Origin of the sequence: Salinibacter grassmerensis, from assembly GCF_947077765.1 — a bacterium.
GTDB classification, from domain to species: Bacteria; Bacteroidota; Rhodothermia; order Rhodothermales; family Salinibacteraceae; genus Salinibacter; species Salinibacter grassmerensis.
On the sequence record NZ_CAMTTF010000006.1, the window covers coordinates 126,735 to 147,902 of the forward strand.

The window sequence follows — 21,168 nt, forward strand, 5'->3', positions numbered from 1 at the left end:
TGCCAACGGTTCTTCGGTCGTACACGAAGCGGCCGGGAAGGAGCGACCACCATGAGGATGAGTGATAAAATTTAGGCATAATTGCGTGTCCTGCTGTGTGCTTTGTGATGTATCATCGAGTGACGCGTTGTCGAGCACGCATGCCCGGCATCGCATCTCCGGCTCGGGCCACCACTGGCCAGCGTGCAGCCCACTTTGTTTGTAAGTGGGCAGCCTGCTTCAGGAAATCTGGCAGAAACGCCTTCTGGCCGTGTGATCAGGAGCCGATAAGTCTTCTTCCCTCTTGGGATTGCATTAGGGCAAGAACGGGCGGCAATGTGAGCCCCGAAGTATGAATTGAGGGTTAAGGTAGTGCGCTGCCCTATATCTGACTCACACCCGATGCGCACAGATGCCTCAGGCCAAGACGGCACCGGGGCAGAGCGCGACAGAGAACACGAAGCGGCGAGAAAGGCGCCTTAAGGATCAGATTGAGGTTCTCCTTAGCTAGGGATTCTCTCGCGGAAGAGGGAAAGAAAAGACCAGGGCGACCGGGCAGGATGCGGGCCGAGTGTGCTCCTGCACAGTTATATCCCTGCAGCTGTACCCCTGCAGCGGCGGTGCGCACATACAGGTAGCGGTGCGTATGCGCTCACGTTGTCTGGAGCGTTCGGGCTCTGCGGCACGCGGCCTCTGCAGCGTGAGACTTCCCTGGTGCAAGATCTCTTGCAGGACGACCTCTACTGAGATTTTCCCATGGTCCAAGGGTCTGAGAGCTCGACATTGTGAAGAAAAGGGTAATCGGTCCGGGGCTTCTCACATCACGGCTCCTCACAGCCCTAATGAACACGAAGGAAAGGGCCGGTCCTCCAGAGAACTAGGCTTTTCAAAAAGCCAGGCTTCTCGGGAAGCCAGCCCGGCGAAGGAGACAAGTCCCCGCCGGGCGGAGGACATGCTCTTTCTCAGAAGATACGCTCTTTTCTAACCACACAGCAAGGCATACTCCTATGCACAAGGTAGCTTCAAACATCGATATCTCCCCGGCCAAGATCACTGGGCTTTTCATGGTTCTTCTGATGGTCGGGACGGCCCCAAGAGCGTCACTCGGGCAAAGCCAGTCGGGCGCGGAAGCTCCTGTCATCAGACAGGGAGGACTCACCTACTCCGCGGCCATCCCAACCGGGGACTTCGGCGACGTGCTGGACCGCACCTCCCAGGGCGTTAATCTCTACCTCGGGGTGAAGGCTGGATCGCTTCCTCTGTACCTGGGCCTAGACTTCGACATCGGGCAGTACGGGTCCGAGGAGCGCACCGTCACCGTCGGCTTTGTGGACGGAACCTTCGAGACAACCAGCAGCCTCTACCAGCCGCACATCTCAGCGCGGTATCAACCTGCAGGTGGGCGGTTTCGGCCGTTCGTCGAAGGGCTAGTCGGGGCGAACGTCCTCAGCACTAGCACGACGTATACCGACTTCGGGACGACAGTGGAGGCTCCGCAGGACGTCGATGAGACGTCCGTCGCGTTCAGCGCAGGCGCAGGTGTAGGAGTAGACCTCCGACTGGCCCGCGTCAAGCCGCTTGGCATTCTGGGCCTGACCGGCTCGTTCTACTACCTTTACGGCAGCGAGGCAGAGGTGCCAGTTGCCCAGGGCGTTGCGGTCGCCGATGGAGGAGTCTCGACAGTCTCGACCAACACGTCTGTTCTCCAGCCGGAAATTGGGCTCTACTTCGAATTCTAGAAAGCCTCGAAGACCCCGCGAGAGATTTCATGAGAGAAGGTCTCTTGCCGAGGGGCTTCTGCCGACCTATTCCTTCCGGGCCAGCCCTGCCGCCGGCAGTCCGGTGACTACCGGCAATTCGGTAACCACCGGCAGCACGGCAGGGGCCCGGAGGAAAGGCGGAAGGGAAGTCTTCTCAGGCTTACATCCTAACCGGCGCGGTTCGGTTGCTTCTGTTCTATCTCATGAGGCCGCGAGACAAAGAGTGGAAGATCGGTCATGCTCACGTGGCCAGGGAAACCTGCTTCGGCACATGAGACCTGCCCCACCGAAATTGCGTAAAACGGCGAGAGACTGACATCCGAACGCGTTTCTTTTCGCGCCCGCCGAAGCCTTTTTATCCTCGATGTTGTTCAAAAATATTCAAAGTAAAAAGATGTATCAACTCCTTATTTTCTCGAAAGCGAAGAGAGTCCTAGAAAAACATCACTCTAGGCACGACACAGCAATTAATCTCAACCATGCCGAAGACGCAGTCTAAAGCGAAAGGTAGCGAGCAGATCGTCCGAGAAATATGCCGGGGCGATCTCAGTGAGGAAGAAAACAAGAGAAAAGTCTCTGCCCTGATCAAGAGCCATCCTGAGCGTTTCCGAATCGGGCTCAGAAAGCTAGAGTACTGGGGAGGAGATCTGTGGGACCGTGCCTCCGAAAACCTGGGGTACGGCGAGCCTGAGTCTCTAAAGCTTGAAGCCACGAAGTATCTACTGGAGGTACCTCAGAAGGGCAAACACAAGGGTGGGAGAAGGATCTGCACCTTTCTGGAGGACGACAGGCCTTTCGGGGAATGGATGTCCTCCAAAATATTTGGATTCGTTCGAAAAATACAGAGCGAAATCAAGGAGGAGAAGGAGAAGCTCGAAGAGCTGGAAAAACCGCACGAAGATCCTGTGTCGGCAAAGGATAAAAGAAAGGATGTACAGGATGGTCGAAGGCCCAGAGTCGAAAATCACCACGCTGACATAGGTAGTCTTGCGGGCTCTGTCATCGGTCAACTCGGTGAAGCCTGCAGAAGCGCCCTGGAAGCATTCTTCTCAGATGATTCGGAGGCCTGGAGAGACGTTCAGGAAAAGAACCCCGACATGGAGAGCTGTCTCCTCCGCTGTGGAGAGATCATGAGACAAGAGGATGTCGATCTGACGAGATTCGTGGACCACCCTGGGAAAGCAAGGCTCTGGGACTGCGTACAAGATCTCTCGGGTCGCTACCGGTCTCTGATCTTGCGACGCTTCTTCCAGGGTCTTGATTATTGGAAACTCGGCCGCGACCTCAGTGACAACGAGCGGGAGGACTACGAATCCTGGGAGAAGTATAAGAGGGCGGAGTACGACTGGGCTCGCAGGTTCAAGGATAAGTGCAAAGACAAGGTCGAGCAGCAGTGCCAAGAGGAAGCTGCCGACTACATGAACGAAGCCGGATGAAAGGCGCTGGCCATGTTTGGGCACTCTCTCTGTCTTTCAAGTTTTGCCTTCTTCACTGGGCAGAAAGGGAAAACACGTTCTTTTTCTCATCGAACCTACCTGAGATGCCATGAATGAACCAGAACAACGCCCCAGCGCGAGCGCAGGTCAGGCAGCCGCATTTCTCTCTGAAGCGGCAGATGCGGTAGAACAGACGATCGTGCCTGCGCTGCAAGAAGCTCTGCTTGAGGTGGCGGAGGAGCCAGCCTTCGCGCTAGAGATGTCTCTTTTCGAGGGCAGGGACGATGCGACCATCGCGTCAACCATGGGCATAAGCGAGGAGGATGTTCGCAAGCTGCAGAAAGAGGCCCGAGAGCAGCTTCTCAAAACTGAATTCGGGCAGGAGACAGGCCGCAAGGACCTCCGTGACATGCTCAGACTCGCTGGCGTGTACCTACGGCAGCAGAGCAATTCTAAGCAGTTTCAGGAAGGTTTCAGCAAGGCACTCGAGAAGGAGAAAAGGCCCATTATAGAGCAGATTTCTGAGCCTATGGAGGAACTTTGGAAGCGGGTTGCCGACGAACTTGACGCCACAGCCGATCAACTGATCGGCACAGGGACGGCTCTGGTTGAGGGATTTGGGCCAACACGAGCCATGGCCGCTTCCAGCGGGTCGGGAAGAGAGAGGGAAGAGCGAAGTTTCGAAATAAGCATAGAACACCAGAACCACGTAACGTTGATCCGTGAGGCTACGGGTCAGTGGCGAAGCATTTTTGAGGTTCACGGAGAGGATCTGGAAGCCGTAAGCCTTGGCTACCAAATTGTGGGTGAGGACAACACGGTCTTCTATGAGGGAGATGTACACCTCGAAAAATTCAGTGAGGGAATCTACGGAGGAGGCGAAATGATTGGCTCTTTGGAAGCTCCTGGAGGCGCCTCCCTGAAGATGCGGGCGATTGAGGTGAAGCTGGAAGAAAATTGACGTATTTTGCTAACGTAGCTGCCAACAAGACCAGTATGTCTGTTGATCACAGCAACTGCTCCTTCCGAAGACTTCGAGACGGATGGGAGGAGGATGCGAAAGGAGGTTTTGGTAGACTCAAAGCACTTGACAGCTGGTGCCAAGAAAAGATGTTCGGGGACCGCCTGGTGGAGGCGTGCAGGGCACACATCAGGGACAGGCGGTGGTGCAAACATGGAAAGCAGCTGATCAAGCCTTGGGACAAGCTGATCGAGACCTGGGACAAGGATGACAAGGAGAATACCCTCCAGAAGCTACCCAATCTGCCAGGTACTTCAAAGCACCAACTCTTCATGGTGTGGGCTCATCTCCGCATCACGAAGGCTCGGTGCAAAGGAGAAGGCGATCTCGATGGGGTTTTGGAGATCATATCCGGCGATGTGTCGGAGGGATTGTGGAAGGAGGGCCCCCCGTTTGGTAGTTCTTTCTTCAGGGCCCTGGCCCGATTTCTGAATCCAGCGCAAAGTTTAGCAAAGAACCGGTCTGTCGAAAGCAGCGGTAGTGCGGATGCGTCTGCGCTTTTTCCTCTGGTTCTAGATGGGTCGGATCCGGAGGTACGTGTCGCAGAGGTCCACGTCCAGGATTCTGGTAGAGGAGACGGCGAGGTCCTTCTTCACCCCGAGCAGGCCTTTCTACGTATGGAGGACGATTTTCGCTCTGCGTTTGATTCTGCGCAGAGGCTGGTCGAAGATCTAAGGCCTTGCCTGACTTCCGACGTCTATGTCCGAATCAAGCCTCAGGGGGGAGGAGAATGGGAGAAGGTAAATATATTGAGCGGAAAGTCAGTGGGTGGGGCCCTGCATCTCAGCCTCAAAAGTCTGGTGACAGAGGGGAGACGCCCGGAGGAGATAGCCATCTCGTTCGCCCTGGACAGCGAGGGTGACTCTACACTCGGTAAGTGCTATCCGGTGGGACGTCTCCAAAAGAAGGCGGAGGGACTTTTTGGAAAAGTTGATCGGTTCTTAATCTCTGAAAAGCAGGAGAAGGAAATCGAGGAGCAGACTGGTTTGGAGATTCTTTCTGCCCGGACTCTCGAGGACGCTTGGGGCCACGCTACTAATCGGCTTGCTGAACTGCGGAGGTACCTCAAGCACGTCGAGGAGAAGGCAGACGAGACTATCGAGTACATGGACCAAGAGATGTCGCGTGTTCGGGTTCAGGCCCGAATTAAGTCCTTTTCGAAGGAAGCGGCCGAGGAGCCAGCGCCGCATGAGGACGATGGGGGGCTCGACCCAGGCGACATCGTTTTCAAAAGTGAACTTGAGCGAGGAGTTGTCCTTGGGAATCCCGGGATGGGAAAGACGTGGCTTCTTAGGGGAGAAGCAAGGGCACTAGCGAAGAAGGAACGTGGCCATCTGGACGAAACTCCCCAGCTGGATGAGGTCAGGATTCCAATTTTCCTAGAGCTCGTCGACGTGGCAGAACTTGTTGCTGAAGAGAGCTGCTCGCTCCGAGAGGCCGTGATAAGGCAGTTTTCCAATAAGGAAATCTCACCTTTAGGAGAGAATGATTCTTCAGGGCGGCCTCCCTCCGAGTCACTCGTTGACCTTGTGAGAGAGGGAATTGGTAAGGACAGAGTCTGGATTTTCCTCGACGCTCTCGACGAGGTATCGCATCGTCAGAGGAGTGACATCGAAGACGAGGTCGCCGATTTTATGAGAACCAACCCAAATTCTCGTCTCCTTCTTACCTCTCGGACCACTCCGTATGATGATGCCCTGTCGCACGTAATCAACCAGAACAGGACTGAGCGCGAACTGGAACTTCAGCCGTTCGGTAGGGACCAGGTTAAAAAATTTACTGAGAGGTATTTCCAGGGAAGCAGGACTGAGGAGTTCTTGTCTGAGCTCGATAACACTTATTGCCTTCAGGGGATGACGGAGGTCCCTCTTCTGCTCTCTTTCCTCTGCGGAATTTATGAAGAGGGGTCTTCAGGCTTCCAAAGCAGCGCGAACGCATGTGAGGAAATTCTAGTCGAAATGTTGCGGAGAAAAGGCCTCGACAGTTCCGAGAGGCTTAATCGACTTAATGAACTCAGCGCAATGGCATTTTCCCTGAGAGCGCAGGAAAAGTTGGAGTTCACCCAGACGAGTCTGCGCGATGCGATTGCGTTTGGATACCGTAGGTTGAACCCCAAAGCGCCGGACAAAGAAAAAATAAAAACAATACAAAGAGAATATGTTTCCAAAATTGGCTTGTTGTACAGGTCAACCTCCAAAAGTAACGGTTCTCCAAGAAGAAACAAAACCTACAAATTTATACACAAAAATTTGTACGAATACTTATCTTCTAGATGGGTAACATACTTAATGGAAGAAGAAAATAAAAAATTTAGTAGTAAAATAGATTATAAAAAAATAGAATACGAAAATGAGCATACGTATAAGGTCAGTGATTACGTGAATCTGGCCAGTTCTAATCAAGCCCAGGCGATATTCTTGGCTGAGACGCTTGAAAACACGGACCCACTCCTGGAATTGCTCACCGATCAGATGGAGGATGGTGAGGAAGGCGTGCGCGCGGCGGTGGCCAGAGCACTGGGAGAAATCAAAATTCCTGACCCTGAGGTAGTATGTAGCCTCGTAAGAAAAACTGACGACGAAGAGGAAAGTGTGCAGGAGGCAGCTTTTGAGTCTCTGAAGGCCATTAGAAAGACTGAACCAGAAGTGGTAGAGAAAACTCTCACGGAGCAGCTCTCAGAGAGGGGGTTCTCCGCAGGGATCCTTGTTGATCTGCTCACGGACAGGTGTGAAGACCTTCGCCTTGAGGCAGCGAAGGAGTTAGGAAGAGTTGCAACCCATACCCAAGAAGACGTAACCCGAGCACTCGTGAATCGACTCGGCGATCAGAGTTTAGATGTGCGAAAGGCAGCCGCGTGGGGTCTTGTCAAAATCGCAGCTCCCACTCCGGAAGTTGTGGAGAACTTTGCCAACCATCTTGAGAGAGAAGGATCAGATGCAGAAGAGGCAGCAAGATTAGTGCTGAAGGGGGCTGAAGCACACTACCGTGAGAACTCGGGAGACGTTGCCGGCGCTTCCGGAGACAAAAATGTGAGTGCACAGAAGACGAATAGGGAAAACAGCGCGGAGACGGAGTTGATCAATACTCAGGTTATCAGCCTTGCGGAGTGGCTGGAAAAAGGGGAGTGCAGCGCAATGGAGATAGCTGAGTGGGCATTGAAGGAGCTTGACACTGAGAGAGAGAAACTGCTGATTGAACAACTGACAGACCAAGAGAACGCAAATGTGAGAGCTGCTGCGGCACGGGCCCTCAAACGACTCGAAAGCTTTGACCCAGGGGTTCAAGGGGATCTCGTTCCCCGTCTCGAAGCACGTCTCGAAGACGAGAATACTGACGTGCAGCGAGCTGCGTCACGAACCCTCGGAAAGTCTAAGGTCTCCCACCCCTCAGCGGTAAAAATTCTTACTGGCTGGCTTGAAGACGAGAAAGCGAATACACGGGAGGCTGCGGCAAGAGCTCTCGTGAAGAGCGGGACGGAAGGAAGAAAGGTTCTCGCTGGTGAGCTTGCAGACAAACCCGCAGGTGTGCGAGAAGCTGTGGTGCGCGTGCTTGGAGAAACCGAGGATTCCGATCCAAGAACAGAAGCAGTGATTGCCAGACGAATTGGGGACAAGAACACAGAGGTACGGAAGGCCGCTGCACAGGCACTCGGGAAGACCGGAATCTCACACACCAAAGCGTTGAAGTTTCTCATCAGTCGTCTCAGGGACGAGAGCGAAGGGGTGCGAGAGGCTGTAGCACGGGCACTTGGGAAGATTGCCATTTCTGACTCTAGGGCAATGGAGACCAAAGTCTGCAACTCCAAAGCAGCAGAGTTTCTCGCCAACTGTGTTGAAGCTGAGAACGTGGAATTGCAGAAGGCGGGGGCGAAGGCACTTTTGAAGGGTGGCGAGGTGGAAAGACTTGTCGGTGTACTTGCAGACAAGGGTTCAGATACGAAAGAGGTTACTACACATGCCTTCGAGGAAGCCGGACATGATACAGTAGAAGCTCTCGTCGAGTGTCTCGGAGCTGAAGACGCAATGGTCCGGAGGACTGCAGCGCAGGCGCTTGGTGAGACTGGAGCTTCCAATTCGGAAACGGTGATGGCCCTCACTGATCGGCTTGGAGACAAAGATCGAAAGGTTCGACGGATATCAGCACAAGTACTTCAGCAACTCAAGGATCTGAATACGAGGGCGATGAAGAAAGGCATCAGCGATCTACTCGATAAGAAAGACACCAACGCGTAGCATGCGTATTGCGGAAGCTCGGGCACACGTCAGAGTCCAGTTTGTGCGCCACATGTGCTCACGGGCACTAAAGCCACAGGAGGCATGAAAAATATGTCCGGTCAGATTTCTGAAAAGGGCCCGTGCCGTTGACATAAGCATAAGACAAGTAGTTTAGCGGCAGACAGACGCTACATGCCACCGATCCACCATTCATGGCAATGGTAACGAAAGTCACCAGCATCAGGGGAATCGTCAGATGAATCCGTCTGGCTTTGCCCAGTACGGAAAACGCACGAGGTGGCGTAATTCCTTCTCCGGGCTCTTTCAGTAGAACCACTGCTTGGAGGTCTTCGACTGGGCTTGCGCCAGCCCACTCTTCACGCAGACCTGTGCATGGAAGTTTGGGGCAGCGTCCAGGTCAAGCGACCAGTGAGTGAGCTGCTTTTCATGGATCTCCATGCGGATCCCGATGACAAGGCGATGGGTCAACCCCGGAGTGGGTTTGAATTGCCTCTTCCTGGACATCCTTCGAAATCATCCGGCCAGATCAAACTCACCTACGGAGGATGGCCTCTAAAGCCTGGTACAACACCTGATCCTTTCGGCTTCGGTGACCGAAATGCACCTGGCAAAAGCCATTCAGAAAGGAGCGAGACTGACTTCGTTTCGATGTCTACTCTGGGTCCTCATGCGCTTGGCTGCTCCTCCCTCCACACAGCTGGAGCAGGCACCTTACTTCGGAGCTGTTGGTGGCCACACCCAGGAGCGTAACACGCAAGTGCACTGGATTCACATCCGCATCAGCTTCTGGCAGAGCTTTCGCCACCTGAGGGGAACCGCTGGCAGCTGCGCGACGCAGCAGTGTTCTACCCTGGTTGACGCAGGCTTTCTCCAGCCTCCGACAGAATATTCATCACCTCTCGAGAGTCCCTGTCGGCCGCTATCTGAATCGGAGTTTTACCATTGGCTCCGGTGGCACCCGTGTCAGCCCCGGCCTCTATCAGGATCTCCGCCACCTCCAGAGAACCAAAAGCAGCTGCGCCATGTAACGGCGTTGTTCTGAGTTGTCCGCCGGTGGCGTCTGCGTCAGCCCCCGCCTCTAATAGAATGCGGGCCACTTCCGGTGAGCCCTCCGTTGCTGCATAGTGCAGCGGCGTGCTACCGGTGTAGTAGTGGCCAGCGTTCGGGTCAGCTCCGGCCTCCAATAGGATGTGGGCCACTTCTGGCAAGTTTTCCCTTGCTGCATCGTGCAGCGGTGTCACCATCTGATCTTCATTGATGGTACCCGTATCAGCCCCAGCTTCCAGCAGGACCTCTGCTACCTCTGGAGAGTCGCTGGCAGCCGCGTGGTGAAGTGGCGTGTGACCATTGTCACAGGTGGCGCCTAAGTCAGTCCCAGCCGCTAATAGAATGCGAGCCACTTCTGGTAAGTCTTCCTTTGCTGCATGGTGTAGCGGTGTTTTACCGTGATCATCGGTGGCACCTGGGTCGGTACCAGCTTCCAGTAAAACCTCCGCTATCTCTGGAAAACCTTCCCGTGCTGCAGTGTGCAGCGGTGTCTCGTCAGGATAGTTGGTGGCATTTGTGTCAGCCCCAGCCTCCAGTAAGATTTCTATCATATCTGTGAAGCCACCATGGGCTGCAATATGCAAGGGCGTAGCGCCGAATCCACCGAAAGCGCTCGCATCAGCCCCAGCCTTGAGGAGGGCCCTTGTTACCTCCGTGGAACCGTTAGCGGCCGCGTGGTGAAGCGGTGCCGAGCAAGAAACTACGTCGACAGCGCTTATGTCAGCCCCAGCCTCCAGCAGGACCTCTACCACCTCTGGAGAGTCGCTGGCAGCCGCGTAGTGGAGTGGCGTGTGGCCATTGTCATCGGTAGCGCTCAAGTCAGCCCCGGACTCCAGCAGAACCTCCGTCGCCTCCGGGGAACCACTAACAGCCGCGTAGTGCAGCGGTGTTCGGCCACAGCAATTGATGGTGCCTAAGTCAGCCCCAGCTTCTAGCAGGGCCTCAGCTGTTTCTGGGGAACTGCTAGCTGCCGCATAGTGCAGTGGCGTGTGGCCATCATTATCGGTGGCCTCCAGGGAGGGCTCAGTCTTTAACAGGACCTCCATCGCTTCCAGAGAGCCCGTATAGGTTTTATGTGGTGGCGTCGTTCCACCGAGAGCTTTGGTGGCACCCATATTAGCTTCGGCCTCCGGCAGGGCCTCTGCTACCTCTGGAGAACTGGTAGCGGCCGCATAGTGCAATGGCGCTCGACCATCGTCATCGGTGTCACTTACACCGGCCCCATCTCGTAACAGGACTGCTGTCACCTCCGGAGACCCATCCCATACTGCGTGGTGTAGCGATGTTTTGCCAAAGTCGTCGGTGGCACCTGTGTCGGCCCCAGCTTCCAGCAGAGCTTCAGCTACCTTTGGAGAGTTCTCATAACCTGCATAGTGCAGTGGCGTTTTGCTGAGGTCGTCGGTAACGCTCATGTCGGCCCCAGCCTCCAGCAGAACCTCTACTGCTTCCAGTGAGCCATCGGCAGCTGCGTAGTGCAGCGGCGTGCGGCCGCTGCAATCGGTAGCCTCCGAGACGGCACCAGCCTCTAGCAGAACCTCCACTACCCTCGGGGAGCCGTGGACTATACTTCTTTCACCCAACGCCGGAGCACCGAAAAGGTCGTTGAATGAAAGTCCGTCGTTTTCAGCCTTCAACGGGGCCTTTGCCTCCTTCAAAGAGCTGCTGGCAGCTGCGTGGTGCAGTGGCACTCGACCGTCGCCGTCGGTAGCACTCGTGCTAGCCTCAGCCCCCAGTAGAGTGCGAGCCAACTTCAGAGAGCCCTCTCGTGCTGCACGATGAAGCAGCATCTCGCCGTGAAGGTCAGCGGCATCTGCATCGGCCCCACCCTCCAGCAGAACCTTCGCTACCTCTGAGAAACCACCAGTAGTCACGTAGTGGAGTGGTGTTTCGCCGTGATCATCGGTGGCATCCGGGTCAGCCCCAGCCTCCAGCAGGACCTCCGCTGCCTCCGGAGAATCCGCCCCTGCTGCACGGTGCAGTGGCGTTCTGCCGTGGTCATCGGTGGCACTCGTGTCAGCCCCAGCCTCCAGCAGGACCTCCGCTGCCTCCGGAGAATCCTCCTCTGCTGCACGGTGCAGCGGCGTTTCGCCATATTCATTGTTGGCACCCATGTCGGCCCCACGCTCCAGCAGGACCTCCGCTGCCCTCGGAGAATCCTCCTCTGCTGCACAGTGCAGCGGCGTTTCGCCATATTCATTGGTGGCATCCACGTCAGCCCCATGCTCCAGCAGAACTTCTAGCACTTCTGGAGAGTCGTAACTCAATGCAGGGAGCAGCAGCGTTCTGTCACAGTAGCCGGTGGCATCCGCGTCGGCCCTGGCCTTTAGCAGGATCTCCGCTACCTCTGGAGAACCAAAAGCAGCTGCACTGTCCAGTGGCGTTCTGCCGCGGTGACTGGTGGCACCTATGTCAGCCCCAGCCTCTATCAGGATCTCCGCCACCTCCAGAGAACCAAGAGCAGCTGCGCCATGTAATGGCGTCATCCTGGGGTTTCCGCCAGTGGCGTCTGCGTCAGCCCCTGCCTCTAATAGAATGCGGGCCACTTCCGGTGAGCCCTCCGTTGCTGCATCGTACAGCGGCGTGCCGAATTCGTCGGTGGCACCTACGTCAGCCCCAGCCTCCAGCAGGACCTCCGCTGCCTCTGGAGAGTCCTCTTCTGCTGCACGGTGCAGTGGCATTCTGCCGAAGGTGTCGGTGGCACCTATGTCAGCCCCGGCCTCCACCAGGACCTCCGCTGCCTCCGGAGAATTCTCCCCTGCTGCACGGTGCAGCGGCGTTCTGCCGCGGTGACTGGTGGCACCTATGTCAGCCCCAGCCTCCAGCAGGACCTCCGCTGCCCTCGGAGAATCCTCCTCTGCTGCACGGTGCAGCGGCGTTTCGCCATATTCATTGGTGGCATCCACGTCAGCCCCATGCTCCAGCAGAACTTCTAGCACCTCCAAAAGACTGGCGCCAGCCGCGCGATACAGCAGTGTTGCTCCATCGTCCCTGACACCGTCTGAATTAGCTCTGGCTTCCTGCAAGACCTCTGCTACCTCTGGAGAATCCTCCTCTGCTGCACAGTACAGCGGCGTTCTGCCGGAGTTATCGGTGGCACCTATGTCAGCCCCAGCCTCCAGTAGGACCTCCGCTGCCTCTGGAGAATCCTCCTCTGCTGCACAGTACAGCGGCGTTCTGCCGAAGTCGTCGGTGGCACCTATGTCAGCCCCGGCCTCCACCAGGACCTCCGCTGCCTCCGGAGAATCCTTCTTTGCCGCGAGGTGCAGCGGCGTTCTGCTACGGTGACCGGTGGCACCTATGTCAGCCCCGGCCTCCACCAGGACCTCCGCTACCTCTGGAGAATCCTCCTCTGCTGCACGGTGCAGCGGCGTTCTGCCGAAGTCGTCGGTGGCACCTATGTCAGCCCCGGCCTCCACCAGGACCTCCGCTGCCTCTGGAGAATCCTCCCCTGCTGCACGGTGCAGCGGCGTTCTGCTGCGGTGACCGGTGGCATCCGGGTCAGCCTCAGCCTCCATCAGGACCTCCGCTGCCCCCGGAGAGTCCTCCTCTGCTGCATTGTGCAGCGGCGTTCTGCCGCGGTGGCGGGTGGTGGTATTCGGGTCAGTCCCGGCCTCCAGCAGGACCTCTGCTGCCTCTGGAGAATCCTCCCGTGCCGCAAGGCGCAGCGGCTTGTGGCCGTATTTAGCAGGTGCGTCAACCCCAGGCTTCAATAGAACCTCTGCTACCTCTGGAGAGTCCCATTGGGCTGCCAGGTCCAGCGGCGTTCTGCCGGAGTCATCAGTGTCATCCGGATCGGCTCCAGCTTCCAGCAGGACCTCCGCCGCCTCTGGTAAGCCTACCCATGCCGCCAGGTGCAGTGGCGTTCTGCCGTAGTCGTCAGTGTTATCCGGGTCAGCCCCATCCTCCACCAAGAGCTTCGTCACCTTCGGAAAGTTACCAACGATCGCACAGTGCAACGGTGCGCTGCCATTTTTGTCACCGGCATCCAGCAGAGACGGATAAAACTCACCGGTCTGCTCAGCCTCGAGAAGAACCTTTGCCACTTCCAGAGAGCCGTTTTGTACTGCATGATGAAGAGGCGTTTTACCATTTGCATCAGTTATCACCGGGATAGCCCCATACTCAAGAAATAGCTCCACTATATCGGTGGCACCGTGGAAAGCCGCATCATGCAGTGGTATGCTATCGCGAGAATTGAAGTCTGCTGGGCTGACTCCTCCGGTTTCCAGTAGGATTTCTGCCACCTGCGGGGAAGCACAGAAGATCGCGTGATGTAATGGGGTGTCACCGCAGTTGTCAGTAGCTTCTGGGTTGGCTCCAGCCTCCAACAAGACTTGTGCGACCTCGGGGAGCGACTCTTTAGCTGTCTGTCGCAGCAGCGTGCCTTGTTGTTCGTTGCTCAAACTTCTGACCTTCCTTTTCAGAACTCCCCTCGTCCTGGTATTTTTCTTCCGAAGGGATCCCTCTATGAACTGAAGATTCTCTTCCTTCAGAGCTCGTATCATTCGCTGCTTCAAGGCTTCGTCCACCTGCTGGGGTGCCACCTCCTTGGGAGCCCTGTTGGTCGAATTCGACGAAGTTATTCGTATCGTGAAGCTCATTCTGCAGTCGGGGCAGGTCAGGCTTCTCCCGCCATCGTTGACGAAACGAACGAGGGACTCGAATTCATAGGTCACTTCGGTTCCGCAAGAAGAGCACAAGAAGTACATGATCAGTGAATGCGAAACGTTGAAGTCTTTAGGAATGGTACAAGGAATGACTCTCAACTCGTCTGCCTTGAGAACAAGTTCCGGCTTTTACTGACTCGGCAGAGTTCTTGGGAGTTGCGGTCACTTTTTCCCTAAAATGACAATAAAATAAAGCTTGAAATTGTATTATGTATTGTATTTCGAGTAAATGTATATATAAATCCGAGCAATATGATGGGCGAAGTGCATGTAAATTGAATCGCCAGATGAACCGTCCACTCCGGCCTGAGACCTTTCTGAGTGCAAGCACTTCAGTTGCTTTGGATCACCTTCTGTTACGGCTGCTGCCGTTTTCAGAAGTACGCTACTCCCACATTGCTTTATTCAAAGCAGACGTTTCTATTACAGATCAGTTAGGGTGTCAAGCCGGGATTTGAGGAAAACCGCGTTTCGCGCTGGCACCGATCCGGATTGCTGACCGTTTGATGAAAAACGATAGGACGAAGAATTGCAGGACAGAGGACGATAAAAATCGGCTACGTCCAAAACTCCCTCATTGGCGCAAAATATTTGTGCTCCAATAGCGACCGTCAAAGTCCAAGCAGTTATCGCTTCCAGAGGGAAGCCTCTGCAGTCAAACCCCACTTCTGACGTCCCTCAGGTTGATCTGCCCCACTACCTCTCTCCATCGAAGCTCTTCACTACCACAAGAGAAAAGGGGCAATCGAAGACTCCCTGTGACCATCAGGTGCTGTCACTTCGAGGTCATCAAGACGGTCAAGTGATTCATCAGTTCTGTCTGCCTCAAGCATATCCCAAGCTTCAGGAAAAGGAATCAAAGCCCAAGCTGCCCGCTCGAGGATTTCTCCAGAGCCTTGTGCACGCGCTGGTACCCGTAGAAGGTAGACGGGTCCTCGTGCCGGCTCTGCGAGCGGATCGTCCCGTCTGGTACGTCGTTGATCGTGGCCTGCGTGATGTGGCCGGCGCGAAGAGAGTGGCCGGTCGGGGAGACCGAAAGCCCCGCGGCCTCGGCCCCGTGCTGGACGATCCGGTGGACCGTCTGAGGGCTGATCCGGTCCATGATCGACCCGCTCCAGTGCACGCCCCGAAACACCGCACCCTCGTCGATTCCAGACGTAGCGATCCACCGGTCTAGGGCCCGGCACGGGCAGTACTCGCTTCCGGCCCGCAGAATCCCTACGTACTGGCCGCTTCCAGGCTGGTCGGTCTTGCTCTCCGGAACGAGCAGCGCGTACCCGTCGTCGCGGTCGGTGAGGTGCCCGGCGTCGACCGACGCGATTTCCGACCGCCGCAGGGCTCCGGCGTACCCGAGCAAAATGATTGCCACGTCACGGCGGGCTCGGATCCGGTCTGCCTCCGAGCTTTCGACCGAGCGGAGAGCATCTACGATGTCCTGGACGTGGCGGGTGAGAAGCGGTGGGGCTTCCTTGGTGGTGTGATCGGATTCTCTTTGGATGCCGGACATCAGCCCCTCGATTTCTTTGGACTAGGTGGGGCTGTCCGCTCCGCTTTCGTCGTGGAGATGCTGGATTGCGGAAAGCCGGACTTGAAGCGTCGTCGGGGCGTGGGAACCGGACCGGTCCGAGAGGTAGAGCGCGACCGTTTCTTTGGAGGCCGGCAGCGGGTCTCGGCCGTGCTCTTTGCAGAACCGAAGGAAGTCGCGCCACCCGGAGGCGTAGGCCTTCCGGGTGTTTTCCGAGAGGCGCTTCTCAAAGAGCTCTTGCGCGCGGTCGGCGAGCTCTCGCTCGCGGCCGGTGAGAAAACCGTCTTCACCGGAACCGCCCCGAGATCCTAGGTCGCTCATTGGCAGGTTGCCCGTGGCAGGCGAAGGGACTTACGGGGAAACCAACGCCCTGACAAGATGGAGAAATCCGGCCGTGATTACAAATAATCGTCTTTATCCGTAATCATAAGACAGCCTCTTGCGGCCCGACGGGTTTTGGAAGAGAGCAGTTCTAATTAAGGCAGCCCTCAGGGACGCACCTCTGACGCCTACTACTTTGAGGCCTGACGGGTGCCAGTCTCTCATTGATCTAGCTGAAAGACGGCTCGATCGGCTTTCAGCCTCTTGCTCGAGGGCCGAGACCTCCTGCTTCAGCGCTGAGACGTCCTCCACTCGGTCCGAGTGGCCGCGCTCGTAAGCCCGGTCGATTCGTCCTCTCAGCGCGAGCCACGCGAGCCCACCACCCAGGAGTACAGAACCGAGCACAAGGTCAAAAGCGGAGGCAGACGTACTGGTCGGCACATGTCGGTTCAGACGGGTTTGGATTCAAAGAAGGGTTAGGAAGACTGCCCAACTGCACTAAAGTCTCACGACACCTGTGACGCAGCAGCAAGGAAGGTAGAGCACGGGGCCCAGAGTCTCAGGTAGGCGGTAACCTGAAAGTTCAGGGCGGTCGAGCGTGCTGAATAGCCTTCTCGCAGAGGTTGACAAGGTCTCCTCACTGGTCTGAGGCACCGGACCTTTTCAGATGCACGATGATAACTTTGGGCGAGCCAGCACAATATGGAGTCAGGTGACTGCTCTTCTCTCGCGACTTGAAAATCAAACTGTTTGACTGCCTGCCAAAAGTTCATTTCTTCGGAGACTCTCAGCTGATCACGCCTCAGAATAAACTCGACGTGGACACATGACTTCAGGGCAAGGTCGAATTGGACGTGTCAAGTTCTACGACCCGAGTAAAGATTTCGGGTTCGTGGAGGAGATCACAGAGCCAGGTAGAAAGGATGTTTATTTCAACCGGAAGGCCATTGAGCTGAGTCTGCCAATAGAAGATGAGCTCGTCTTTTTTGACTCGGAGACGGCCAGGGAATCTGAGTCGCGGCGAGCAACCGAAGTCCACCTGCTCACCGAAGCACCTCGTGACAACACGGCTCTGCGTGAAATCGCCGAGTCGATTCCCAATGAGGAAGCACGCAGTGAGGTGTTGGAGGTCATCCACAGCGGGCCATCAGTAACTCAGGCCGGACCTATCGATCGGCTGTGGATGGTGGGGAAAGTTAAATTCTTCGATTCTGACAAAGGATATGGCTTCACTCGTCCATTGCGAAAGAGAGATGTTGGCGGAGAAGATGTTTTCGTTCACCAGAGCCGAGTACTTCCTCGCAGGCTGAATGATGGAGATTGGGTTGCCTTCCGTCCCATTCCTTCCGAATCGGAGGATGGGTCTGTCGAAGCAGCTTACGCCCACCGACTAGAAAACTTCTCAGGCAATCCCAGTGTAGTCCGAGAGCTTCTGGCAGAGGATGCGGTAGCCCCAGGAGAGACTGTACCGCACCTTCACAATATTGCCTTGAATGTGCTTGGGGCAGAGGAACTTCAAAAGTACGCTGAACTGGTGCTTTCGAAAATAGAAGGTAAAAGTGCTCCCTTATCTCACGACTACGTGTCTGCGCTTGGGAGACGGCTCGAAAATGCTGCTGATGACAAAAAAGAAAAGGAAAGCCTAACTGGTTTCGTCAGAGAGAGAGTAGGGCAGATAGCCGAGAAGAATCGGTTCTCTTCAGAGGGGCGGACAATTCTTTTTACAGAAGGACTCGCCCCGTTGCCTTCTCCTGAGATCCTCGCGGAGACATCCGGAGGTTATCTGAAGGAAATCGCGAAGGAGGTGTCTGAACCCGAACTCAGAAAGTATGCAGACGAAACGTTCAATCTGGTTCTCTCAGGTGACAGGCCGCCGAGTGAGAATCGCCGTCATTTCGAATATCTGCATCGACTTCTCGAGAACGCCTGTGTTGACGATACGGCCGTCCGGGAACTAGAGGATCAGTTGCAAGAAGTGGTTTCGGCCGGACTTGACCAGGGTGCGCTTCGCCTGTTGGATGTGGCAGGTCTTTGGAGAAGGGAGGCTCTCGACAACATCCGCCCAGAAGTGTTGGCGGAAGCGCTGGAAAACGTGGACTCAGAAGACATCACGTCATATCTCAAGCGTCTTGATATTCATAAGCTTGCGCAAGTCGCGGAGAAGAGGACTGAGAGCCTGATCGCTGAAGATCAGGGCCATGGTCGCCTTGATGGGATTACGAGTTGGAGAAGAAGCCTTCAGAGTCTTGAACAGATTGGGCACGACTCCTCTCAGAAATCACAACCAGACCAGAAAGAACCGTCGGAAGGATTTGATGAGAGAGAAGCCCCACTTCGAGTCACCGTCTCCGCTTTGCGAGAAGAGTGCACTGCATGGGAGCTAACGCACCTGTATGCTCGTGGGCTCGTGGACGATTTTCCTAGCTCGTGGGTCAAGAGAAATCTGGACGATCTTTCGAGGAGTGTCACTGGCAATATTTTGAACCGTGAGACGACAAGCGTTGAGCTACGGACTGGAATACTCAGAACTGTCATAGAGAATCTGACCGAGGATGAAGAGACGGCTGGTGCGCAGTGGGCTGCTGAGCAGATTCAGAGCCACCTTACCGGAAAGAAAAAGGAAAACGTCCTAGAGCATCTTGCACGGTCACTCAAGCCTGAGGCTCAGTCTTGCCTGTATGCCCGTGGGCTGCTAGACGACCTTCCGAGCAGCTGGGTGAAGGAAAACCTGGATGATCTGCCTGAAAGCGTCGTCGAAGATATCCTATGCCGCGAGTCGACCAGCGCGGCACTTCGGGCTGGAATCCTGCGGATGTCGATAGAGAAGATTTCTGAGGATGAGGAAATAGTTGATGCAAGGTGGACTGCGAGACAGATCCAGAACCATCTTGCTGGAAAGAAGCAAAGAAGTGTGTCGGAGCATCTCGCGCGATCGATTGGGCCTGAAGTTCACCTCGAGATCTGGAGGGACGAGATGATCGACGTTCTCCCAGAACAGGCCCTCGATCAGCACTTCGAAGACGCCTCCAAGGAGGATATCACCCGGGCGGCCACGTGGTCTCAGGACGGAATACTGCCCGAAAGCGAGCTTGCTGAGCGACTAGACCGGTACCTGAAGGGTATTCCTGATTGTGTAGACCCAGACGTGTACCCTCCGATCAAAGAAGCTGTGCGGCAGCTAGGACTGCTGGGGGAAGACCCTGAAGATAGCCTCGAAGACTGCGCGCCTGCAGTCCATGATATGGCGAAGTTAGCGCTCTGGAATGAAGGAAATGCCGATCCGCCCGACCCGAAGACAATTCAGAATGTCTTCGTTGCTTTGGTCCCAGAAGAACAGGTCCGTGCACTTCGTTGGCTCTTTCACCTCCACGCGAAGGGAAAGGTCTCCCTCGATATCAAAACGCTCAGTCAACTTTCGCGAGTTGGCCCAGAAAGCTTATCTGGCAGAAGACTTCGAACGGACCAGCTAATCGCAGCCCTAACTCCAGAGATCGCAATAAAAACCCTTCAGAAAATCGACGTGGAGGGGCAAGTATTACTGGAGGGAGAGCTTTTGAAGATACTCCTGCAATCTGCAAACAGAAGAGAGGAAGAACTTGCGCTTCAGGGCTTGTTTAGCAAGTGCAATGGGAGAACTGAGATGAAATTTGCGGCGGGACGCACGTCCTACTCTAATCAGAATTCAAGTGGACCGGAAGAGAAAAAGATAATAGAGAAAGAGGCTGGAGGAGTAAGTTACTTCGAAGTCCAGTTCAGATACGACGAGAATCTCATCGACGCAGTAAAGCAACTTCCTCACTCGGGTTACCATAGCAGGTCAAAAACCTGGATGGTGAAAGCAAGTCCGAAGGGCAAGCAAGCAGTGAAGGAGTTTGCGAAAGCGCACAACTTCTTCATTGAGCTACAGGACGGGCACCATTACTCGAATAATCCTCATCTGCACGAGAAACGGACGCAAAGATACAAACCCTGCAAGTACTGCGAGGGGAGACATGTAGATGGCAAGCACTGGAAATGGGACCAGGAATTTTGGTGGTGCCGAGGAGAAGAGTGTTTCGAGGCGAACCGGCCAAACCATTCCCCAGATGAGTGGGAGTCATATACGCTCAAAGACTTTATTCGTCTCCTCCAGCTTGACCGAAGCATGGATGATGGAGCGTATGGCCGGTATATGGGAACTCTCAACCGATTCAATGAGCTACTGGAGCGACTGGGCTGCAGAAAATGTGAGAAGTACATGCACCCGGTAGACGACTCAGCATTTGCTCACTACCGCGTCACACGTTTCCACTGCACTAACGAAGGATGCACCAATCGAGGAAAGGAGGTATATCTACACCACTGCCTCAATTCGAAATGCTCTAGCATCATCGACAGTCGTGACTCAAAGCAGTGCCCAAACGGATGGTGGATATGCACCGAAGAAGACTGTGGTGCCTGCTGCTCAACCGAAGCGATGGAGGATCGGCGAGATAGGTTGCATAGATCGAACCAGCGCCCTTCCGATTGGCTGAAAAGGTTTATCGAGAGAAAGAAAGGACACGTAGAGCGAGCGGAGCACTTCTGCTATTCTTGTGGAAGTCGAATGGTCTGGCTAAGCGGCGCCAAGGGTGAAAGTCGTCCTGTCTTTCGGTGCGAGAAATGCGAGATTGAGTACGACACTGAAAAGGCTGGATTTAGTTACGAGTACGCGGAGCAGCTGCGCTCTGACGATGATCCCGACCGCCTGCGCAAGGCGAAGTCTCAACACTGAGGATCGTCGGTGCGCCTCTGGTCTTGACGATCTGCCTTTCCGAAAACGCCGTCTTCAAGAGGACACCTCAGAGTGAAGTCGTTGTAGGGCGCTAGCATCTCTGCCTTTTTGCATTTGTGTGCGCCGACTGACCTATGACAATCTCGCGTTCAGCGCAAGATGGACTCACTCACCCACATCTGAGAGGCAATTCCGGTCGTCTCCATCGGCCAAGAGGATCTCTTTACACAACCATCCCTGTACGGTGCTGTGTCAAAGCGATCGAGATTACTGGTATACTTCGTCATCCGCTTCAGGCGAGACTTCACGATGGAGCTCCAGCGTGTGTTTTGCCTAGCAGGAAGGTCATTAGACCTTCCTTGTCCAGCTCTCTAACACCAAAGAATGCAAACGAGTCATTACTGGTAAAGAGGCCATAGTTGGT

General features: G+C 55.3%; 9 protein-coding genes. 5 read left to right on the plus strand and 4 right to left on the minus strand.

Translation table 11 applies throughout. From position 1 onward, the window contains the following. Positions 1-986: 986 nt before the first annotated feature. The 4 genes from OJB03_RS12970 to OJB03_RS12985 all read left to right on the plus strand — a co-directional run bounded on the left by OJB03_RS12970 (position 987) and on the right by OJB03_RS12985 (position 8,428). The gene (locus OJB03_RS12970) at positions 987-1,718 is read left to right on the plus strand and encodes an outer membrane beta-barrel protein (protein ID WP_263788131.1); all 732 of its coding nucleotides are present in this window, start codon (positions 987-989) and stop codon (positions 1,716-1,718) included. Positions 1,719-2,218: 500 nt separating this feature from the next. After that, a complete protein-coding gene (locus OJB03_RS12975) occupies positions 2,219-3,175 on the plus strand; it encodes a hypothetical protein (RefSeq protein WP_263788133.1) in 957 nt (318 codons plus the stop codon). A gap of 109 nt (positions 3,176-3,284) precedes the next feature. After that, positions 3,285-4,136 (plus strand): RNA polymerase sigma factor, encoded by an 852-nt coding sequence (locus OJB03_RS12980; RefSeq protein ID WP_263788135.1) that lies wholly within the window; start codon positions 3,285-3,287, stop codon positions 4,134-4,136. A 35-nt stretch (positions 4,137-4,171) separates the two neighbouring features. Continuing rightward, a complete protein-coding gene (locus OJB03_RS12985; RefSeq protein ID WP_263788136.1) occupies positions 4,172-8,428 on the plus strand; it encodes a HEAT repeat domain-containing protein in 4,257 nt (1,418 codons plus the stop codon). 306 nt (positions 8,429-8,734) lie between these two features. On the opposite strand, the gene OJB03_RS12990 is transcribed toward OJB03_RS12985, so the two are convergent. From OJB03_RS12990 to OJB03_RS13005, 4 genes are all read right to left on the minus strand, one after another. Continuing rightward, entirely contained in the window at positions 8,735-8,869 is a 135-nt protein-coding gene (locus OJB03_RS12990) for a hypothetical protein (RefSeq protein WP_263788139.1), read from the minus strand. A gap of 407 nt (positions 8,870-9,276) precedes the next feature. Next, positions 9,277-14,154: an ankyrin repeat domain-containing protein gene (locus OJB03_RS12995; RefSeq protein ID WP_263788141.1), complete on the minus strand. Its 4,878-nt coding sequence runs from the start codon at positions 14,152-14,154 to the stop codon at positions 9,277-9,279. 847 nt (positions 14,155-15,001) lie between these two features. Further along, positions 15,002-15,652, minus strand: coding sequence for a tyrosine-type recombinase/integrase (locus tag OJB03_RS13000; RefSeq protein ID WP_263788143.1), 651 nt, complete (start codon positions 15,650-15,652; stop codon positions 15,002-15,004). 21 nt (positions 15,653-15,673) lie between these two features. Further along, positions 15,674-15,991 (minus strand): site-specific integrase, encoded by a 318-nt coding sequence (locus OJB03_RS13005; RefSeq protein ID WP_263788144.1) that lies wholly within the window; start codon positions 15,989-15,991, stop codon positions 15,674-15,676. Between the two features lie 826 nt (positions 15,992-16,817). Here OJB03_RS13005 and OJB03_RS13010 point away from each other — a divergent pair. Next, entirely contained in the window at positions 16,818-20,744 is a 3,927-nt protein-coding gene (locus OJB03_RS13010; protein WP_263788146.1) for a cold shock domain-containing protein, read from the plus strand. The last annotated feature ends 424 nt before the right edge of the window (positions 20,745-21,168 follow it).

What these genes read in the sequence shown, in the direction of transcription:
- OJB03_RS12970 (WP_263788131.1), top strand. Translation starts at nt 987, where the DNA reads ATGCACAAGGTAGCTTCAAACATCGATATCTCCCCGGCCAAGATCACT.
- OJB03_RS12975 (WP_263788133.1), top strand. Translation starts at nt 2,219, where the DNA reads ATGCCGAAGACGCAGTCTAAAGCGAAAGGTAGCGAGCAGATCGTCCGA.
- OJB03_RS12980 (WP_263788135.1), top strand. Translation starts at nt 3,285, where the DNA reads ATGAATGAACCAGAACAACGCCCCAGCGCGAGCGCAGGTCAGGCAGCC.
- OJB03_RS12985 (WP_263788136.1), top strand. Translation starts at nt 4,172, where the DNA reads ATGTCTGTTGATCACAGCAACTGCTCCTTCCGAAGACTTCGAGACGGA.
- OJB03_RS12990 (WP_263788139.1), bottom strand. Translation starts at nt 8,869, where the DNA reads ATGGAGATCCATGAAAAGCAGCTCACTCACTGGTCGCTTGACCTGGAC.
- OJB03_RS13000 (WP_263788143.1), bottom strand. Translation starts at nt 15,652, where the DNA reads ATGTCCGGCATCCAAAGAGAATCCGATCACACCACCAAGGAAGCCCCA.
- OJB03_RS13005 (WP_263788144.1), bottom strand. Translation starts at nt 15,991, where the DNA reads ATGAGCGACCTAGGATCTCGGGGCGGTTCCGGTGAAGACGGTTTTCTC.
- OJB03_RS13010 (WP_263788146.1), top strand. Translation starts at nt 16,818, where the DNA reads ATGACTTCAGGGCAAGGTCGAATTGGACGTGTCAAGTTCTACGACCCG.